Raw genomic sequence first — 15,569 nt, 5'->3', positions numbered from 1 at the left:
GGCTACGCCTCGTACCCCGCGTACGCCATCACCCGCTTGAACAGGTCGGTGTCCATGACGGGCGTGTAGACGACGGCCGTGAGCATCCCGCCGGGGTACGACGACCCGTTGCGGACGTGGTCGACCTTGTGGCAGTGGACGAGGTAGATGCCGGGGTCGGCGTCCGCCTCGAACTCTATCGTGTAGCGCTCCGCGGGCGCGACGTTCACCACGTCCTGTTCGATCTGCATCGCTTCGGGGATGGGCGACCCGTCCTTCTCGACGACGCGGAAGCGGTGGTTGTGCAGATGCATCGGGTGCGCCTGGAAGCCGCCGTTCACCCAGTGGATGCGGACCGTGTCGCCGGGGTCGACGATGAGGGGCGACCCCGTCTCGGGGTGGAACGTCGCCGGCGCCGACTTCCCGTTGACGGTGAACGTGTCCATCTGTCGACCGGTGATGTCGTAGACGACGTCCTCGCCGCCGTACTGCCGCGAGAGGCGCGTGTCCCACTCCTTGACCGTCATGTAGTACTCCTTGTCGGCGCGCTCGTACCCCTCGGGTTCGACCCGCAGGACGCCGTACATCCCCATGTCCATGTGCCGCGGCGTCTGGTAGTGGCAGTGGTACAGGTGCGTCCCCGCCACGTTGGCCGTGAACTCGTAGGTGTGCTTCTGCCCGGGTTCGACGGTGACGCCCGTCGTCGTCGGCACGCCGTCGTTCTCCCACGTCTTCCGCAGGCCGTGGACGTGGAACGTGTGCGGCATGTCCATCCCCGTGTTGTCGAGGGTGACGCTGAACTCCTGTCCCTCCGTGACCCGGAGGATGGGTCCCGGCACCGACGGCGTCCCGTCGTCGGCCTGCCACGCCCACACGACGGGGAGTGTGATGGGTCCGTTCATCGTCTCGCCCGGGTGCACGTGGTGCACCGCGTTCACCGCTCTCAGCGTCACGTGGTTGCCCCGTTCTTCGAGGTCGACCACCTCCGGCCGTCCGGTCGTCGGGAGGTCGCTCGCGACCTGCGCCGCGGCCCCCGCCGGGTCCACCTTCGTGACCGTCGGCGTCGAACTGGTCAGACACCCGGCCGCGGCGGCCACGCCCGTCGACCCCGTCGCGGCGAGGAACTGTCGTCGCGAGATTCCGTCCCCGGGAGCACCGATTTCACCCTTCATCACTTCACCCTCGTCGCCGCCGCTACATATCGGATACCGGTAACTCCCGCCTGCCGAGAACGATGTGTGCGAATCACACGCACACTCCGAACAGAGACGCCGCTCGCGGGGCGTCGGTGCCGTAAAAATCGAATTCGTTCTTCGGCCGGACGCCGTCCGCGTCCTCACGCGCTCGCGTTCGTCGGCGCCTCGGTCTCGGACGGGGTCGACTCCGCGGCGGTCGCCGTCGCCGTCTCGTCGCTCTCCGTCTCGCTCTCGGTGACGGTTTCGGTTTCGACTGCCGTCTCGGTCGCGGTCTCGGTGGCGGTCTCGGTCTCGACCGCGGTCTCCGTCGTGGTCTCACTCGCCGTTTCGGTTTCGGTCGTCGATTCGACCTCGGGTTCCGTCTCGGTCTCTGTTTCCGTCTCCGTCACCGTCTCCTCGCTCGTCTCTTCGTCCGACTCGGGAAGACCGGCGAGCGGGTTCGGTTCGTAGAAGCGCCAGAGGCCGTTGTAACCCTGATACGCGTTCTGCTCTTCCTGCTCGAACTCGTCCTCCTTCGAGAACGGGTAGTCGGCGACTTGGGCGTAGCCGCGTTCGACCAAGTCGGCGTTGAGCGTAGCGGTGTCGCCGTCGTCGACGTACACCTGAAGGGTGCCGGAGTCGTCGCGGCGGTCCGCGACCGAGTCCACGTAGATGGTGACTTCTCGGCCCTCGACCTCGCGGGCGACGAATCCGGTCGCCTGTCCGCCCCAGTCGTTCAGCCACGCCTCGCCGCCCTCTTCGGTGGCCATGCCGCGGTAGTCGTCTTCGCTGTAGTCGCCGTCGGGGGCGTCGACGCCGACGAGGTCAACTTTCTCTAGGCGACCGTCGGGGAACTCCACGAGGAGACTGTCGCCCGTGGCGGCCATCGTGACCGTCACGGTCCACTCGGTCTGCGGTTCGGGTTCAGTTTCGGTCTCAGTCTCAGTCTCAGTCGGCGTTTCGGTCTCGGTCTCAGTCTCAGTCTCAGTCGGCGTTTCGGTCTCGGTCTCGTCGTCCGCGTCGGGGAGGCCCGCGAGGGGGTCCGACTCGTAGAAGCGCCAGAGGCCGTCGTAGCCGTGACGGGCGTTCTGCTCTTCCTGCTCGAACTCGGTCTTCTTCGAGAACTGGTAGTCGGCGACTTCCGCGTAACCGCGCTCTATCAGGTCGGCGTTTAGCGTGGCGGTGTCGCCATCGTCGACGTACACTTGGAGGGTGCCGGAGTCGTCGCGGCGGTCCGCGACCGAATCCACGTGGATTCGCACCTCTCGCCCGCCGATTTCGTCGCTCACGAAGCCGGTGGTCTTGCCGCCCCAGTCGTTCAGCCACGCTTCGCCGCCGTCCTTCGTCACCATCCCGTTGAAGTCGTCTTCGCTGTAGTCGCCGTCGGGGGCGTCGACGCCGACGAGGTCAACTTTCTCCAGGCGACCGTCGGGGAACTCCACGAGGAGGCTGTCGCCGTCGGCGACCGTCGTGACAGTCACGTTCCACTCGGTCCGCACTTCGGTCTCGGCTTCGAGGGCGCTCGCGGACGACGCAGCCGTCTCGTCGCCGGTAGTCGCCGTTTCACTCTCGGACGTGTCGTCGGTTTCGGCGTCAGCGTCCGACGTGCCGTCGGAGGTGGAGGAGTCCGACGCGCCGCCGTTCGACGCACTCGACTCGTCGTCGGAGGAGGACTCGTCGTCCGAGTCCGAGGAGGGGTCCTCGTTCGACTGCGACTGCGTCTGCGTCGTCGTCTCCGCGTCATCGCTCGCCGTCGTTTCGCCCGCGTCCGTCGCGGGAGCGGTCGCGGACCGAGCGTCCGTCGCCGTCGCGGAGGCCGCGGAGGCGGCGGCCTCCTCGCCCGCCGATTCGGCCGCCGTGCTGTCTACCGATTCGTTGCTCCTCACGATATCGCGGTCGGAGGATGCCGATTGCGTACCCGCAGCGGTGCAGCCCGCCGTGACGAGCAGGAGGGCGACCACGAGTGTTGCCAGCCGGGACATTCTGTCTGAAATCACTTCGTCACGGGACATATAATTCAGCATAATTCTCCGTGATATAATATCGTGTAAGACAGAGTTTCACTATTTACTACTATTTTAACCGCGGTTGTAAGCGGCTAACTCCGGGGAATACGGGCGTTAGGACGAAACTTCCCACCGAACCGACGGAACGGCTCCGGCCCGGTGTTCGCCCCGGTCGAGGGCCCTATCCGGTCAGCGATGTTTCAGATACGTTCTCTCGAGGGTCGGATTAACGGTTCGGACGTGGTACGGTTTCCGAGGCGTATCTCGCTCCCCGCCTCCGCTGAACGACCCCGCGAACCCCCGGTTACGAACCCCATTCCACGCTTGTTCCGTCAAATCTGTCCGTGCAGTAAGGTCAATATTCGCGTCGAAAAAAGGCCGCGCGCACCGTCGCGCGCGGAACCGTCGCGGAGGGCGAGAATCGGTAGTACGAGGCCCCAGAATCCCGTTCGTTCGCTTCGGTGTCGATTCGGACGCGACGGGGGCCTCGCGCGTGCGCACGCTCGAATCGAACAACGAGCGACGCGCCCGGAGAAGCCGAGGCAGTGGTTCCTCCGTCTCTCCCGGTCTTCCGTCGCTTCACTCGGGCGAGTCTCGGAACCGCTACGTCAGCGTGACCGGCGGCATGTCGAGGAACGCCGTCTCGTAACCCTCGTGTCGGGCCACCTGCGGCGGCACGTCGACCGCGATTTCGAGGGTCTCCGACCCCGTCAGACCGGGCGCCGGGGCGCCGTAGTGAAAGCCGACGTCGGGGTCCAACCCCGCCGTCAGCGACCCGGAGAACGACGCGCCGCCGTCGGCGGAGGCACTGAGCGCCATGCCCGGTATCACGAGTCGGTTGTACGGCGTCCGCGGCGAGACGGCGAGATAGGGGTCCTCTCCGAACCGTTCGTCCGTCACGACGGACGCGAGGAACACCGCGTCGCCCGTGCTCCCCCGCTCGAACGACGAACCCGGGAGTCGCTCCGGCGCCCGCCCGACCGGCATCGCCTCCATCTCCATCGGTTTCACGGCGGCGCGTTCGCCTTTTCGCTCGTCGAGCGTTCGGTAGCTGAGGTCGTTCAGCGCCCGCGAGGAGAACTCGAAGCGGACGGTTCCCTCCGCCGGGGAGCCGAACTTCCCCTCGTAGGCGCCGAACCGGTTCGCGTCGAGGCCGCCGACGCTCACCGACACGTCGTACGTCCCGTCGCCCGGCAGGGGGAAGTTCGCGCCGTAGTGAAAGCCCATCCGCTGGGAGAGCATCGGATAGACGACTTCCTGACTTACGAGCGCTCCGTCCCGCGAAATCTCTATGGACAGCCCGGTGTTCGGGACCACGCGGCCCGTCTCCGGGTCCCAGACCGAGGCCATGAGGTGGACGCTGTCCGCCTCGGTTATCGCCGTCTTCCGGGCGACGAACGCGTCGTCGTCGCCCTTCTCGACGACCCAGAAGCGGTGCGGGTAGGAGTACATCACCCCCACTTTCAGGTCGCCCACGTCCGCCGCGCCGGCCATCTCCGTCCCCTCGACGTGCGTCGGGACGTACACCGCGTCCGGGCGGTTCTCCACTAGCGGCGGTTCGCCGCCCGCCCCCGTGGCCGCCGGTCTCGTCTCGAACAGGTCCGACCCGCCGAGACAGCCGCTCACCCCGGCTACTCCGCAGACGCCCGCGGTTCTCGCGGCGGCGAGGAACCGTCGTCGTTCCATGTCCGAGAGAGCCGGCCGGCGCGGATACCAGTTCTGGTGTGCCCTGCGAACGCGCGTCGGATAGGCTCTTACCCGCGGAGCGCCGACCCGTCGCATGGACGAACTGGACGGGCCACCGCTGGATGCGGTCGTCGCGGGTGCGGGCCTCTCGCTGCTCCCCGTCGGCGTCGGCGCGGTGACGGGCGACCTCCTCTTGGGCGTCGGCGCGGCGTGCTGTCTCCTCCTCGCGTTCGGACTCGCGTACCCGTTCGCGAAGTTCGCCGCCGAGGCGGACTGACCGCGCGTCCTCCGGACGGTTCGCCGCTCTTCGCCGCTCTTCGCCGCCTTACGCCCCGTAATCCAGTCGCACTACCCGGCCGTCGCCGTACATCACGAACGCCTCCGCCCGCCCGTCGTCGTCCGCGTCGGCCAGCGTCGCGTGGGTGTAGATGGGCGACTCGCGCGCGTACGAACCCGCGACCGACCCGTCCTCGGCGTTCAGGAGCGTCACGCCGCCGTCGTTGCCGGCGACGACGAGTTCGAGTCCGTCGTCGCCGTCCACCTCGCCGAGGGTCGGCGGCGGCATCATCTGGACGCGTTCGGTGACCACGTCGGTGGTCCACTCCTCGGTCCCGGCGGCGGCGTCGAGGGCGCGGAATCGCCCGTCGCGCGTCGTCACGTACACCTCCGCGTCGCCGTCGCCGTCGCCGTCGCCGAGGGCGTGGACGGCGGCGAACTCGTCGTGGGAGTCCCGCCACTCCACCTCGCCGGACGCCCCGTCGACGGCGACGACGGCGCCGTCGACCGTGCTGAAGACGGCCTCCAGCGCGGGGTCCCCGTCGGTCTGCCCGGTCGCGCCCCACGTGATGGCGTCGTTCGTCACGACCTCCGAGCGCCACTCGACGGTCCCGTCCCCCGCGAACAGGACGGCGCCGCCGCTCCGACCGGCCGCCAGCAGTTCGGGTCGCCCGTCGCCGTCGAAGTCCGCGACGGCGGGTTGCGCCCACACCTCCTCGCCGAACTCGTGCGTCCAGAGCGTCTCGCCGTCGGCGGAGAAGACGAACGCGGTCCCCCTCACGTCGACCACGACGAGTTCGCGTCCGGGCGACGCCGCGAGGTCGGCGACGACGGGTTTCGTGTAGCCGTACGCCGAGAGGTCGTAACGGAACTCCTCCTCGCCGCCGGCGGCGTCGAAGCCGAGGACGACCCGCTCCGTGGAGGTGGCGACGACTTCGGTCGTCCCGTCGCCGTCGACGTCGGCCAGCGTCGGGTCGGCGACGGAGTGGAGCGTGCAGTTGGCCGCCGGGACGCCGTCGCTCCACAGGGTCGACCCGTCCGCGGCGTCGAGGGCCACCAGCGCGCAGTTCCCGCTCCGGTCCTCGCCGCTGATCGGCGCGTAGACGCTCCCCCCGCCGACCGCGACCGCGTGGTGGTTCGCGGCGATGTCGCGACCCGTGTCGCTCGTCCACGTCGCCGAGAACCCCTCGCCACCGAGGCCGTCGCCGAGCAGACCGTAGCCGACGACGCCGAGGAGGGCGGCCGCGACGGCGAGAATCACCAGCACCGTCGCCGTTCTCATCGCTCGCAGTTTCCGACCCCGTCGAGATAAGCCGTCCGTTCCGCGCGCGGGTTCGACGCGCGCTCGGTTCGGTTCTTCGGGGACGGACTCCCCCGACCCGCTCAGGTCGCGACCGGCAGCGAGACGACCCACAGCGACAGGACGGTGTAGCCGACCATGAGGAGGACCAGCGGCGCGTGCGACGCCAGCGCCCACCGCCGCGTCGGCGTCCGCCGCCGGGCGACGGCCTCCGCGGCGACGACGGCGACGACGTGCCCGAGGACGACGAGGAGGACCTGCGTCCCCCAGTACGTCGGCGTCGACAGCCACCAGAGCGGGTCGACGCTCGGCCACCCGACGACGGTCGGCAGTCGCCCCAGCGTCGTCGCCACGTACGCGAGGTTGTGCGCGACTTCGTAGCCCGCGGCGATGGGCACCAGCGTCGCGGCGAACGCGAGCGTCCCCGGCGTCGTCGGAGCGCTCCCGTCTCCGGTACACCCCGACTCCGCTCCGCCGTCCGTCTCCGCCGGCGAGGGGCGCCCCGCCGTTCCGACGCGTCTCCGTCCCGCCGCCGCGACGCGTTCCGCGACGGCGACGACGGCGGCGTACCCGAGGAGGAACCCGAGCAGGCCCGCCTCGTAGAGGACGACGCTCACCGACGCGCCGACGCCGAACGCCTCCCGAACGCCGAAGTAGGCGTCCCAGTACGGCGGCGACTCGGCGAACCCGTCGAACGTCACCGTGTACACCGCCGCCACGACGAACGCGGCGGCGGTCCGGGTCGGCACCGGCGCCGAGCACGCCGACCACGGCGCGCGCAGGCGGACGACCCACCGCCCCGCCTCGCTCCGAGTCGCCGAGAGCGGCGCCGCGCGACCCAACAGGTCGTAGAGAACGTGGAAGGCGTCGCCTCGCTCGAACCACTCCCGGCCGAAGAGGAGGGCGCCGACCAGCATCGAGAGGGCGTAGCCGGCGACGAGGACGGCCGTCGCCCGCGGGAGCGTCGGCACGCGCGTGAGATTCTCCGCGACGCCGACGAGGAGGAGGAAGCCGACGAGGGCGGGCCAGTGGCCGAGGGCGGCGGGGTACGCCCGGAGGCGAATCTCCCCGCCCTCCACACGACAGAGCGCGTCGTACAGCGTCCGCCACGGCGACAGCGTCCGCCAGGGGCTGCCGGCGACGACGCTGACGAGGGCGAGGCCCTTCAGCCACGGCGACCACGCGAACAGGGTGGCGAAGTTCTCCGCGGGGGCGCGCGGACCGCTCACGCCGTCGGCGAGGACGGCGACGAACGCGAGGAGGAAGCCGACGCGGGCGACGGCGGCGAGGGCGTCGCCGGCGGCCGCCGGAACGGAACCCAGTCGGCGGTCGACGGCCGGTATCTCGGGCGCCCGCGCGAGGAGGAGCGCCGTCGCCGCCACCGTCGCGCCCGCGCCGGCGAAGAGCAAGGAGAGGGGGACGGGCGAGTCGAACCGGGAGGTGAACTGGTGGGCGGCCGCGGGACGGGCCGCGAGGGCGAGAACCGCACAGGGGACGGACGCGGCGAGGAGCGTCCGTCGGACGCTCGGCCGCGCGGGGGTCGCTCCCGGACGCATACCCGTCGGTTCGCGCGACGGCACAAAACGGAGTCGGAACGACCGCCGGGTTCGACGCGCGACTACCCGAGCACCACGTCGAGCGTCAGCATGACGATGGCGCCGGCCATCATCCCGAGCGTCGCGAGTCGCTCGTGGCCGTGCATGTGCGTCTCGGGGATTATCTCGTCGCCGATGACGTACAGCATCCCGCCGGCGGCGAACCCCATCGCGTAAGGGAGGACGGGGGCGGCGACGACGACGGCCCACGCGCCGACGAACGCCAGCGGAATCTCGACGGCACCCGCGCGGATGCCGGCGACAGCGGCGTAGTAGCGCCGACCCATTCCGGCGTTGACGGCGGCCACGGAGACGGCCAACCCCTCCGGGATGTTCTGGATGCCGATTGCGAGCATGAGGGCGATGGCGTTGCTCACGTCGCCCGACCCGAACCCGACGCCGACGGCCAGCCCCTCCGGCATGTTGTGGAGCGTGATGGCGACGGTAAAGAGGAGGACGCCGAGGACGCGCGAGTCGGCGTCGCGCGCCATCTCCTCGGCCCGCTTTATGCCGCCGTCCGTCTCGGCGCGCTCGGACAACCGCCCGCTGACGAGGGGGCCGACGTACCGAACCCAGTGTTCGGCCTGGTCGAGGAGGGCGACGCCGAGGACGAACCCGACGAGCACCGGGACGATGCCGGCGAACTCGAATCCGCCGAGAGAGAAGGGACGGTAGGAGGGGTCGGAGGCGAACTCGATGCCGGGCAGAAGGAGGCTCGTGAAACTCGCCGACAGCATCACGCCCGCGGCGACGCCCAGCGCGCCGTCCAACGCGCGCTCGGTCGGGTTCCGCCACACCAGCACCAACACCGCCCCGAGCAGGTTCATCCCGGCGATGACGACGCCGCCCGCGAGGCCCTGCACCACCGGGTCGGTTCCCACCAACTCGACGAACGTCTGCTCTACGGACGCCACGCCCGATATCCTCCGGAGGCGACGAAAGTCGACATACCCTCTCTGTGGCCGAGCGGAACGTAAAACTATAGCGGGTGTACCGGCGATTCCGGTCGAGCCCGCCGGATTCGGGCGGTTCGGCCCTCCGAACGACCCCGCAAGAGTTATCCTGACCGAACGTTCACGTTTCCGTATGGAGCGGAACTCGCGGAAGCGGCCGTGGCTCGCGGCCCTCTTCGGACTCATCACGGGCGGCGGCCACCTCTATCTCCGCCGGTGGAAACGGGCGGTGGGATGGATCGGTCTCTCGTTCGCCACGTCGCTGCTGGTCGTCGACCCCGCCGCGCTACGGGCGTTCTACGAGGGGACGGGCCCCATCGAACCCGTCCTGCCGGTGCTCATCGTCGGGTTCGCCAGCCTGTTCGACGCCTACTTCCTCGCGCGCGCGCAGAACGAGGCGGCGCGTCGCGCCGTCGGCGCGGACGGCACCGTCACGCACTGTCCGCACTGCGGGAAGGAACTCGACGGCGACATCGACTTCTGTCCGTGGTGTACGACCGAACTCGACGGGTTCCGGGTCGCCTCGCCCTCCGCCGCCGACGGCACCGATTCCGACCGCGCCGACGCGCGCGAGTAACTCTCACTTTCTTCTCTTTTCTCTTCGCTTCCCTCCGATTCGACCGTCCGACGGCCGTTCTTCCGCGCGTCACTCCCCGCCGCCGAGTCCGGCGTCGGCGGCGGCGCTCTCGGGGTCCTGCAGTTCCTCGGCCAACTCGTCACGTCGACGCGCGAGTTCCCGATAGGCGTCGAGGCTCGTGTCGCCGTTGAACGCCGCGGTCTTCGCGAGCGTCGAGAGATATCGACGGACCGTCTCCTCGCGGGGGGTCAACAGGTCCTCGACCGTCTCCGTCAACCCCGTCGCCGTCACCGGCTTCCGGAGGTAGCGGTCGAACGGGACGGTCAGCGCCGCCTCGTCCAGTCGGTCCGACGCGAGCAGCACCACGCGGACCGACGGGTACTCCTCGGCGATGCGGCGGGCGACCCGTTCTCCGGCGACTTCCGGCATCTTCCGGTCGAGGAGGACCACGTCCACGGTGTCGTCGACCATCGCCAACCCCTCGCTCCCGTCGTTGGCCGCGCGGACCTCGTACCCCTCCAGCATCGACGCGTAGAGTTCGGTCAGGCGCGCGTCGTCGTCGACGACCAACACGACGGGCGCGCCCTCCGCGCGGTAGCGCTCGGACCACCGGCCGAGGTCCGACAGCACCTCGGCCAGAGAGCGTCCGGCCTCCGTCGGGGCGTACTCGACGCGGAGCGGTCGCTCCTGTAGTTCGCGTCGTTCGACCACGCCGGACTCGGTGAGGTCGGCGAGAGTTTCGTTGAGCACCTTCGAGGACACGTCCAGTCGCCGTTCGAGTTCGGAGAACCCCGCCGGCCCCTCGGCCACCAGCGAGTAGACGACGGCCGGATGCCACTTCTTCCCGACGACGGTCGCTCCGTCGAGGACGGCGCGAAGCGGCGGTTCTCGGTCGCTCATCGTCGGCACATCTGCCAGCCCGACTGATAACGATTTCTCTCGTCGGTCGTAGCGTCGGGAAAAGCGCCGCGCGGCGGAACGTGGCGGAGGGGGGATGGATGGGGGTGCGCCGGTGAAGGCGCGTCGCCGTCGCAGCCACCGAAAGGGGGGGAGACACCGCGCGAACGCGGTGTCGGATGACCGGTGGATGCGAGTCCCGCCGTGTCGAACGCTTCGTGTGCCGGACGACACAGTGACGCTTCGCAGTGGGGGTCCGTTCGACGGGACCCGGTCGCCCTGGCGACTACCGCTACTCTCGGCAGATAAAAGACTCTTAGCTAACCCTCCGGTCTGCGTCCCACTTACCTCTAGGTTAGTCCAGCGCGCGGAGTTCGACGACGAACGCGCCGTCGTCGGCTTTCACCGTCCCACCGTAGGCGCCCACGAGTCGTTCGACGAGGTACCGGTGGACGTCGGCGTCGGAGCGTTCGAGGTCGGTTCCCCTCCCGAACGGCGGTTCCGCGCGGACGCCCGCGCCGTCCGGGTCCGCGTCCGCCACCCGGACGCGGACGGTTTCGCCGTCGCGTTCGGCCGAGACGCGGAGCGACGGGACGTCGCCGCGGTAGTCCGACACCGCCTCGTTCAACAGGCTCCGAAACACCGCCCCGAGGAGGTGATTGGCGGCGACGCGGCACCCCGGCACCGCGCCGAGTTCGATGCTCGCCTCGGGGAACGCCTCGCGCCGCGACTGCACCGCCTCCCGAAGCGCCTCGCCGAGGTCGGTCGGTTCGACGGCGGTCGCCGCCTCGTCGGTGACCGTCGCCGCCGCGTCCCCCGCGGCGTCGGTCAGTTCCAGCGTCTCCCGGCCGTTGTCGAGGATTCTGTCGAGGATGTCCTCCCCCTCCTCGGTGACATGGTCGCGGAGGACGTCCGCCCACCCGACGATGACGGCCATGTCGTTGCGGATGTCGTGCCGGAAGAGGCGGTCGAGCGCCGCCAACTCCGCCACCCGTTCGGTCGGCGTGAGTTCCCCGACGACCCGGTCGGCCTCCGAGACGGCCGCGCGGACGCGGCTTTCGAGCGTCGCCGCCTCTCGCTCCGCGACCGCTTCCGGGTCCGCCTCGCCCGATTCCTCGGTCTCGTCGTCGGACCGGCCGTCGGTCCCGCGGGCGACGACGTAGTCCGCCGCGCCGGCGCGGAGGGCCGCCCGCGCCGTTCGCTCGTCGCCGACGGCCGTGTACAGCACCACCGGCACCCGCGGCGCCGCGGCGCCGACCGCTCGCACCACCTCGACGCCGTCGCCGTCGCTCAGCGCGTGGTTCGTGACGACGCAGTCGTACGCCTCGGCGTCGCGTCCGGCGGCCGCCCACTCCGCGACCCGTTCCACCTCGATTCCGTCCCGGCCCGCGAACCGCGCCGCCGACACCGGCGTCGGATCGCCGTCACCCTCGACGAACAGCACCCGCACCCGTCTCTCCATATGTCATAGATGGTGAAGGAGTACAAAAGTCCTCGCGCCGTTCGCTCGCGGCGGGCGGCGGTCCGGGATATCGAAGCGAGTGTCGACGCCGCCGTCGCCTCCGAGCACGTGGCGTCCGTACCGCGCGAGGTCTCGTGCTCGTTTTTGTGCGCTTACTGCCATTATCTGTCACACACTCGAACAGATAGGTTCGTTTCCGCTCGTCCTCCCGGAATCTAACGCGGAACTAAGTCCCGCGGGGGCGAACCGCCGGGCGATGACCTACCAAGTCGTCGCCAGCGACTACCACACGGTTCGCCCGGACGTCCTGCGCGAGACGCTCGACGGCGTCGCCGACGTGACCCTCGCCGAACTCGGGTCGACGGAGCGTCTCGTCGACGCCTGTCGGGAGGCCGACGCGGACGCCCTCATCACCGACATCGCCACGCCCGTCACCGGCGAGGCCCTCGACGAACTCGACCTGTCGGTCGTCGCCCGCGCCGCCGTCGGGTTCGACAACGTCGACGTGGCCGCCGCCGAGGAACGCGGCGTCGTCGTCACGAACGTCCCCGGCTACTGCACCGACGAGGTGGCGACGCACACCGTCGCGCTCCTGTTGTCGGCGGTCCGCGCCGTCCCCGAGGTGGACGACCGAATCGGCGCGGGCGAGTGGCCGACCGCCGACTCGGTCGCCCACGAGGTGCATCGATTGGCGGGGCGGACGATAGGCTTCGTCTCCTTCGGCGCTATCGCCCGCCGGACCGCCGAGATGGTCTCCGGGTTCGGCCTCGACGCGGTGGCCTACGACCCCTACCTCGAACCCGAGGACTTCGACGACTCGGACCCGGACCTCGTCGACTTCGAGACGCTCTTAGAGCGCTCTCACTACGTCGTCGTCAACGCCCCCGCAACCGAGGAGACACGCGGGATGTTCGACGCCGCGGCGTTCGAGCGGATGCGCGAGGAGGCCGCCCTCGTGAACACCGGCCGCGGGGCCGTCGTCGACGAGGATGCCCTCCTCGAAGCGCTCGACGACGGCGAGATAGACTGCGCCGCCCTCGACGTGTTCGAGTCGGAACCCCTTCCTCCCGAATCGCCGCTCCGAGACCGCGCGAACGTCGTCGTCACCTCGCACACGGCGTGGTACTCCGAGGAATCGAGCGCCGAGGTGAACGAGACGGCCGCCGCGGACGTGCGCCGCGTCCTGACGGGCGAGACGCCGGCGCACCCCGTCGACCCCGACTGGGAGTGACTCAGTCGCGGACGTAGGTGTCCCGAACCGTCGTCGCCAACATCCCCTCCCGGTCGAAGACGATGTAGACGGCGAGAAACGGTTCGTCCGCCGGTCGCAGCACGAACACCTCGCGGGCCTGCTCGGACTCCGGCGGTACCTCCACCTCCCCCTCGCCCACGTCGACGCGGCGGACCAGCGGTTCCAGCGGCGTGACGCCGTCGCGGAACTCCTCGAAGAGGTCGCGAGCGCCCGACTGCTTGGCGAAGACGTACAGCGCGCCGTTCGGGTCGCCGTCGGTGTTGCGGGTGACGCGGGCGTTCATCCCCTCGTTCTCCGCCTCCGCGACCATCCACGTCTGCTTGGCCGCCTCGAACATCCCGGTGACGCCGTCGGCGAAGGTGAACGTCGTCTCCGCGACGACGGAGACGTCCGCGAACCGCGGGTCGCCGTCGCGCCACGTCAGGTCGGCGTCGACGACGTTGCCCGCGGCCAGCGAGTCGACCGCCGCGGCGAGGTCGCCCTCGTAGCCCGTCGCGTCGACGTACGTCGGGTCGTAGGACTCGTCGGGCGGGGTACCGCCGTCCGAGTCCGAGGCGTCCGCGGACAGTTCCACGAGGAGGAGTTCGTCGGGGTCGCGAGGGCGTCCGAGGACGCGGTAGCGACCCTCGGTCGTCAGGTCCATGCTACCGTTTTCGACCGAATCGAGAAAAGGCGGGCGGTTTGCCGGCATCGGTCGCCCCGGTCCGGGCCCGGGAACACGACGCCGTTGCCGTCGGGTTCGAGCGCCCGCGCCACCGCCGAGAACGAGAGCGGCGTCGCGGGCGATAGAGGGGTCTTCGACGCCGCTCAGTCGTCGCCGAGCGACTCGACGGCGCCCTTGAGGCCCGCCGTCGTCTCCTCGGACTGCTTCGTGATGCGCCACCCGGTCACGCCCATGAAGACGAGGATGGCCGGAGAGAGGAAGCCGAGGAAGTAGTACGGCGCGTACTGAAGCGTCGGCACGCCGAGCACCGTCGCCATGTAGACGCCGCCCGCGTTCCACGGGACGAGCGCGCTCGTCGTCGTCCCCGCCGCCTCGACCGCTCTGGAGAGGTTTCTGCTGTCCAGGTCGAACTCGTCGTAGAGGCCGCGGAGGCTCATGCCGGGGACGACGATGCTCATGTACTGCTCGGCGGCGAGGACGTTCATCCCGAACGCCGAGAGCGCCGTCCCGGCGGTCAGACCGCCGACGCCGCGGATGGACTGCCCGAGGCGGTGGGCGACGACGGCGAGGACGCCCGTGCGTTCGAGGATGCCGCCCAAGGAGAGGGCGGCGACGACGACGGTGATGGTCCACGCGGACCCGACGAGGCCGCCCGAGGAGAGCAGGCCGTTCACGAGTTCGACGCCCGTCTCGGCCGTCGTCCCCGACTGCGCAACCTCCATCGCGGCGACGACGCCCTCGACGGAGCGCGGTCCCTGCACGAGAATCTGCGTCGCCACGCCCGCGAACACGCCCGAGGTGATGGCCGGCAGGGCGGGGTAGCCCCGAATCGCCAGCGCGAACGTCAGCGCGAGGGGGGCGAACGTCAGCGGCGAGACGACGTACGCCCCCGAGATGGCCGACTGAATCTCGGCGATGCGGCCCGGCGGGATGGCCCCCGTCGCCGCGAACCCGAGGTAGGTGTACAGGCCGAGCGAGATGAGCATCGCGATGCCCGTGCCGACGCGCATCGTCCGCACGTGCGTCATCAGGTCGGTGTTCGTCACGGCCGCCGCGAGGTTCGTCGTGTCCGACAGCGGCGACACCTTGTCGCCGGTGTACGCGCCGGTCAGGACGGCGCCGGCGGTCATCGGTTCGGGGACGCCGAGGCCCGCGCCGATGCCGATGAACGCGACGCCGAGGGTCCCGGCGGTGGTCCACGACGACCCGATGGCGAACGCGACGACGGCGGCGAGCAGCGTCGCCACCGGCAGGAACACCCGCGGCGTCAGGAGTTCGAGTCCGTAGTAGATGAGCGAGGGAATCGTCCCCGCGCCCGTCCACGTCGAGATGAGCATGTAGATGACGAAGATGATGAGTATCGCCTGCATGCCCATCCGGAGGCCGTCGACGATGCCCTCGTACATCGTCTCCCAGGAGACGCCGTACCAGTACCGACCAACGAGGCCGGTGAAGGCGATACCGAACAGCAGCGGTATCTGAGGGTCGAGACCCAGGGCGATGGCGCCGACGCTGAGGAAGACGAGCATCCCCACGATGGGGACGAGCGCCTGTCCGAGAGAGGGGCGCACCTCCGCCGGGATGTCCTCGTACGTCAGCGGTTCGAACGATAGTGTCGCCATTACGACGCCGGATATGCAACTAGAGCATTTGTAGCCGTCGCATCTATGCGCCATAGGCATCCGTTCTCGTGGGTTCCCGTCACACGCGACCGAGACGCGTGCGACCCGACCGACCGCTTCGCCGC

Annotated in this window: 13 protein-coding genes; 3 read left to right on the top strand and 10 right to left on the bottom strand. The window is 69.9% G+C overall.

Annotated elements, in window-relative coordinates; all coding sequences use genetic code 11:
* Positions 1-2 precede the first annotated feature (2 nt).
* From NDI79_RS18965 to NDI79_RS18955, 3 genes are all read right to left on the bottom strand, one after another.
* Positions 3-1,151: a multicopper oxidase domain-containing protein gene (locus tag NDI79_RS18965; protein ID WP_310930266.1), complete on the bottom strand. Its 1,149-nt coding sequence runs from the start codon at positions 1,149-1,151 to the stop codon at positions 3-5.
* A 164-nt stretch (positions 1,152-1,315) separates the two neighbouring features.
* Positions 1,316-3,136 carry a thermonuclease family protein gene (locus NDI79_RS18960; RefSeq protein ID WP_310930265.1) on the bottom strand — a complete coding sequence of 607 codons (1,821 nt, stop codon included), beginning with the start codon at positions 3,134-3,136 and terminating at the stop codon, positions 1,316-1,318.
* 627 nt (positions 3,137-3,763) lie between these two features.
* Positions 3,764-4,846: an iron transporter gene (locus NDI79_RS18955; protein WP_310930264.1), complete on the bottom strand. Its 1,083-nt coding sequence runs from the start codon at positions 4,844-4,846 to the stop codon at positions 3,764-3,766.
* A gap of 94 nt (positions 4,847-4,940) precedes the next feature.
* Here NDI79_RS18955 and NDI79_RS18950 point away from each other — a divergent pair, with 94 nt between their 5' ends.
* Entirely contained in the window at positions 4,941-5,123 is a 183-nt protein-coding gene (locus tag NDI79_RS18950; RefSeq protein ID WP_310930263.1) for a hypothetical protein, read from the top strand.
* A gap of 48 nt (positions 5,124-5,171) precedes the next feature.
* On the opposite strand, the gene NDI79_RS18945 is transcribed toward NDI79_RS18950, so the two are convergent.
* The 3 genes from NDI79_RS18945 to NDI79_RS18935 form a co-directional block, all read right to left on the bottom strand.
* Positions 5,172-6,404 carry an outer membrane protein assembly factor BamB family protein gene (locus tag NDI79_RS18945; RefSeq protein ID WP_310930262.1) on the bottom strand — a complete coding sequence of 411 codons (1,233 nt, stop codon included), beginning with the start codon at positions 6,402-6,404 and terminating at the stop codon, positions 5,172-5,174.
* 101 nt (positions 6,405-6,505) lie between these two features.
* Positions 6,506-7,978 carry a hypothetical protein gene (locus NDI79_RS18940; RefSeq protein WP_310930261.1) on the bottom strand — a complete coding sequence of 491 codons (1,473 nt, stop codon included), beginning with the start codon at positions 7,976-7,978 and terminating at the stop codon, positions 6,506-6,508.
* A 62-nt stretch (positions 7,979-8,040) separates the two neighbouring features.
* Entirely contained in the window at positions 8,041-8,931 is an 891-nt protein-coding gene (locus tag NDI79_RS18935; RefSeq protein WP_310930260.1) for a ZIP family metal transporter, read from the bottom strand.
* A 172-nt stretch (positions 8,932-9,103) separates the two neighbouring features.
* Here NDI79_RS18935 and NDI79_RS18930 point away from each other — a divergent pair, with 172 nt between their 5' ends.
* Positions 9,104-9,547, top strand: a complete 444-nt coding sequence (locus tag NDI79_RS18930; RefSeq protein WP_310930259.1) for a DUF7575 domain-containing protein — start codon at positions 9,104-9,106, stop codon at positions 9,545-9,547.
* Between the two features lie 69 nt (positions 9,548-9,616).
* On the opposite strand, the gene NDI79_RS18925 is transcribed toward NDI79_RS18930, so the two are convergent.
* Together NDI79_RS18925 and NDI79_RS18920 are read right to left on the bottom strand one after the other, a co-directional pair.
* Complete coding sequence (locus tag NDI79_RS18925) at positions 9,617-10,447, bottom strand: winged helix-turn-helix transcriptional regulator (protein WP_310930258.1); 831 nt, start codon at positions 10,445-10,447, stop codon at positions 9,617-9,619.
* Positions 10,448-10,799: 352 nt separating this feature from the next.
* A complete protein-coding gene (locus NDI79_RS18920; protein WP_310930257.1) occupies positions 10,800-11,906 on the bottom strand; it encodes a response regulator in 1,107 nt (368 codons plus the stop codon).
* Between the two features lie 256 nt (positions 11,907-12,162).
* On the opposite strand from NDI79_RS18920, the gene NDI79_RS18915 reads away from it, so the two are divergent.
* Positions 12,163-13,137 carry a C-terminal binding protein gene (locus NDI79_RS18915; protein WP_310930256.1) on the top strand — a complete coding sequence of 325 codons (975 nt, stop codon included), beginning with the start codon at positions 12,163-12,165 and terminating at the stop codon, positions 13,135-13,137.
* A 1-nt stretch (position 13,138) separates the two neighbouring features.
* Here NDI79_RS18915 and NDI79_RS18910 read toward each other — a convergent pair whose 3' ends face one another.
* Both NDI79_RS18910 and arcD read right to left on the bottom strand, forming a co-directional pair.
* Entirely contained in the window at positions 13,139-13,801 is a 663-nt protein-coding gene (locus NDI79_RS18910; RefSeq protein ID WP_310930255.1) for a DUF6663 family protein, read from the bottom strand.
* A gap of 164 nt (positions 13,802-13,965) precedes the next feature.
* Positions 13,966-15,444 carry an arginine/ornithine antiporter ArcD gene (arcD, locus tag NDI79_RS18905; protein ID WP_310930254.1) on the bottom strand — a complete coding sequence of 493 codons (1,479 nt, stop codon included), beginning with the start codon at positions 15,442-15,444 and terminating at the stop codon, positions 13,966-13,968.
* Between the last annotated feature and the right edge of the window lie 125 nt (positions 15,445-15,569).

Source organism: Halogeometricum sp. S3BR5-2, from assembly GCF_031624635.1.
GTDB classification, from domain to species: domain Archaea; phylum Halobacteriota; class Halobacteria; order Halobacteriales; family Haloferacaceae; genus Halogeometricum; species Halogeometricum luteum.
This window is presented reverse-complemented; position numbering and strand designations above follow the sequence as displayed.

Bases quoted from the DNA above. Each gene is read 5' to 3' on its own strand.
- NDI79_RS18965 (WP_310930266.1), bottom strand. From the start codon at position 1,151: ATGAAGGGTGAAATCGGTGCTCCCGGGGACGGAATCTCGCGACGACAG.
- NDI79_RS18960 (WP_310930265.1), bottom strand. From the start codon at position 3,136: ATGTCCCGGCTGGCAACACTCGTGGTCGCCCTCCTGCTCGTCACGGCG.
- NDI79_RS18955 (WP_310930264.1), bottom strand. From the start codon at position 4,846: ATGGAACGACGACGGTTCCTCGCCGCCGCGAGAACCGCGGGCGTCTGC.
- NDI79_RS18950 (WP_310930263.1), top strand. From the start codon at position 4,941: ATGGACGAACTGGACGGGCCACCGCTGGATGCGGTCGTCGCGGGTGCG.
- NDI79_RS18945 (WP_310930262.1), bottom strand. From the start codon at position 6,404: ATGAGAACGGCGACGGTGCTGGTGATTCTCGCCGTCGCGGCCGCCCTC.
- NDI79_RS18940 (WP_310930261.1), bottom strand. From the start codon at position 7,978: ATGCGTCCGGGAGCGACCCCCGCGCGGCCGAGCGTCCGACGGACGCTC.
- NDI79_RS18930 (WP_310930259.1), top strand. From the start codon at position 9,104: ATGGAGCGGAACTCGCGGAAGCGGCCGTGGCTCGCGGCCCTCTTCGGA.
- NDI79_RS18925 (WP_310930258.1), bottom strand. From the start codon at position 10,447: ATGAGCGACCGAGAACCGCCGCTTCGCGCCGTCCTCGACGGAGCGACC.
- NDI79_RS18920 (WP_310930257.1), bottom strand. From the start codon at position 11,906: ATGGAGAGACGGGTGCGGGTGCTGTTCGTCGAGGGTGACGGCGATCCG.
- NDI79_RS18915 (WP_310930256.1), top strand. From the start codon at position 12,163: ATGACCTACCAAGTCGTCGCCAGCGACTACCACACGGTTCGCCCGGAC.
- NDI79_RS18910 (WP_310930255.1), bottom strand. From the start codon at position 13,801: ATGGACCTGACGACCGAGGGTCGCTACCGCGTCCTCGGACGCCCTCGC.
- arcD (WP_310930254.1), bottom strand. From the start codon at position 15,444: ATGGCGACACTATCGTTCGAACCGCTGACGTACGAGGACATCCCGGCG.